This window comes from Streptomyces sp. NRRL B-24572 (assembly GCF_002156145.1).
In the GTDB taxonomy this organism is placed as follows: domain Bacteria; phylum Actinomycetota; class Actinomycetes; order Streptomycetales; family Streptomycetaceae; genus Streptomyces; species Streptomyces vietnamensis.
In genome coordinates this window covers 1-2,822 of sequence record NZ_MWIG01000300.1, presented here as the reverse complement: position 1 = coordinate 2,822, position 2,822 = coordinate 1, and the positions used below count along the sequence as shown (strand labels likewise).

Genomic DNA, 2,822 nt, shown 5'->3' with positions numbered 1-2,822 from the left:
CTGCTCGTCCCGCGCCCGCAGCGCCACCGCGGCAAGGCGATCGCCGCCTGGGGGCACTACCTCGGCGGCCGGCCCGCCACCCCGTACGCCGCCCCGGCGCGGGCGACCGACCTGTCCGGCCTCCCGCCGGCGTACGTCGCCTCGGCCGAGTTCTGCCCGAACCGCGACGAGGACCTCGCCTACGCGGTCCGTCTGCTCCAGGCGGGCGTGTCCGTCGAGATCCACCAGTGGCCCGGCACGTTCCACGGATCGCAGGCGATCCTCTCCGCCGAGGTCTCGCAGCGGCAGAACGCCGAACTCGGCGCCGTGCTGCGCCGCGCCCTCGCCGACTGACCCCACCGATGATCGAGAAAGGACTCATGTGATGACGACACGACTGCAGGCCGCCCTGGACGACGTCCACCACGCCGGCATACCGGGCGTGATCGCCGCGGTACGGGACGGGGACCGGACCTGGAGCGGTGCGTCCGGGGTCGCCGATCTCGCGACCGGCCGTCCCGTCACGGTCGACATGCGGCACCGCGTCGGCAGCGTCACCAAGACCTTCACCGCGGCCGCCGTCCTGCTCCAGGTCGAGCAGGGGCGCATCCGGCTCGACGCGCCGATCGGGGACTACCTGCCGGAGCTCGTGCCGGGCGAGCGGGGCCGCAGGATCACGGTCCGGATGCTGCTGAACAACACGAGCGGCATCCCCGACTACCTCACCTACGCGTTCCCGTCCCTCCAGGGGTTCCCGGCCCGCCTCGACGTGTCGACGCGGAGTCTGGACGACAACCGGTCCCGTACCTTCCGCCCGGCCGAGCTGATCGAGATGGGGCTCTCGGCGCCTCCGGTGGGCGAGCCCGGCGGGCCCACGGGGGTGTACTCGAACGTCAACTGGCTGCTCCTCGGCGAGCTCCTGGAGCGGGTGACCGGGATGCCGGCCGAGGAGTGCATCACCCGGAGCGTCATCGACCGCGCCGGGCTCCGGCACACCGGGTTCCCGAAGGGGACGGAGGTCGAGGGCCCGCACTCGCGGCTGTACGAGGCGTTCTACGGTCTGATCGACCCGCCGCGCGACTACAGCGTCTACGACATGTCCTGGGTGGGGGTGGCGGCCGCGCTGGTGTCGACCATGGCGGACCTCAACCGCTTCTACGCCCGGCTGCTCGCCGGAGAGATCGTCAGCCCGGCCTCCCTTGCGGAGATGCAGCGTACGGTCCCGGCCACGGCACTGGACGGGTCGCCGATCCAGTACGGGCTCGGACTGCACAGGGTCGACCTCGGCGGTGCCGTCTTCTGGGGGCACGACGGCACCGTCTGGGGATCCGGAACGATGTCCCTGACCAGTGCGGACGGCGAACGTCAGATGTCCGTGTCGGTCAACCTCATCCGCTGGAACAGGCCGGACGCCTCGGGGAGGCCGCAGCCCCACCCCATCGACGGCGCCATGAAGGCGCTGTACCAGCGGGCGCTGTGCGGCGGAGACCTACGCGGTCACGCCGGGGATCCTGCCGGCGCCACCGTGTAGGTGCGGCCCGACGTGTAGAACTCCAGGCCCGCTCGGCCCTGTTCGCGCGGCCCGTGGCTGGAGGCCTTGGAGCCGCCGAACGGCAGGTGGAAGTCGACGCCGGTGGAGGGGGCGTTGATCCGGACCATCCCGGTGTCGAGCAGGTCGAGGGCGCCCAGGGCCGTGTTCAGGTCGGCCGTGTGGACGGAGGTCACCAGGCCGTACGGGACGGAGTTGGTGATCCGGATCGCGTGGGCGAGGTCGTCGGCGGCGAGCAGGGTCGCGACGGGGCCGAAGACCTCTTCGCGCAGCAGCCGGTGCCCGGGGTCCACCTTCTCCACCAGGGTCGGGGCCGCGTACCAGCCGGGCCTGTCGAGCGCGGTGCCGCCGGCGAGCGTCGCAAGGCCCCGGCAGGCGTCGACGACCCGGTCGCGGGCGGCCTCGTGGATGAGGGGCCCGCACACGGTGGCCGGGTCGGCGGGGTCGCCGACGGGCAGGGCCCTCAGCGCTTCGGAGAGCGCCTCGCGCAGCGGGTCGAGGGCGGCGCCGACCGCGATGACGCGGCTGGTGGCGGTGCACTTCTGGCCCGCGTACCCGGCGAGGGAGGCCGCGATGTGGCCGGCCGCCTGCTCGATGTCCGCGTCGGGCAGGACGAGCGCCGCGTTCAGGCCGCCCATCTCGGCCTGCGCCGGGATGCCCCGGGCGGTCGCGGCCCTGGCCACGGCCTGGCCGACGGGGGTGGAGCCGGTGAAGGAGACGACGTCGACGGCCGAGACGAGCGCGTTGCCCTCGGTCGCGCCGCCGGGCAGGACGGTGAACACCGCCTCCGGCACCGCCTGTCGGACGATCTCGGCCAGGCGCCGGGCACACGCGGTGGCCTCGGGGGCGGGCTTGAGGACGACCGTGTTCCCGGCCGCGAGCGCGGGGGCGGCCTTCCAGGTCGGGATGGCGAAGGGGAAGTTCCAGGGCGTGATGAGCCCCGCCACCCCGTGCGGGCGGCGCCGGGTCAGGAGCAGTCCGGTCCCGGCCGCGGTCTCGTGGACCTCTCCGGTGGGCTGGTAGGGGGCCTGGGCGTAGTAGCGCCAGATCGCGGCGGTACGGGCCACCTCGGCCCTGGCCTCGGCCAGCGGCTTGCCCACCTCGCGCACGGCGAGCTCGGCCAGTTCGCCGGCCGCGGCCTCGACGGCGGTGGCGATCGCGCCCAGGGCGGCCGAGCGGGCGGCGGCTCCGGCGAGGAGCCAGCCGGGCTGGGCGGCACGGGCCCGTTCGACGGTGTCGACGGCCGCGAAGGCGCCGGGCGCGGGGATGCGCAGGAGCACGTCGGCCGGGTCGG

The 2,822-nt window shown here is 74.3% G+C and carries 3 protein-coding genes; 2 read left to right on the top strand and 1 reads right to left on the bottom strand.

Features of this window, described 5'->3' with window-relative positions:
• Positions 1-333, top strand: a 333-nt coding sequence (locus CCN56_RS18865; RefSeq protein ID WP_143664555.1) for an alpha/beta hydrolase fold domain-containing protein, incomplete at its 5' end; no start/stop codon positions are given.
• A gap of 31 nt (positions 334-364) precedes the next feature.
• The gene (locus tag CCN56_RS18860) at positions 365-1,510 is read left to right on the top strand and encodes a serine hydrolase (RefSeq protein WP_086828326.1); all 1,146 of its coding nucleotides are present in this window, start codon (positions 365-367) and stop codon (positions 1,508-1,510) included.
• On the opposite strand, the gene CCN56_RS18855 is transcribed toward CCN56_RS18860, so the two are convergent.
• The coding region (locus CCN56_RS18855; protein ID WP_107484181.1) for an aldehyde dehydrogenase at positions 1,477-2,822 on the bottom strand (1,346 nt) is incomplete at its 5' end. The genes CCN56_RS18860 and CCN56_RS18855 overlap by 34 nt on opposite strands.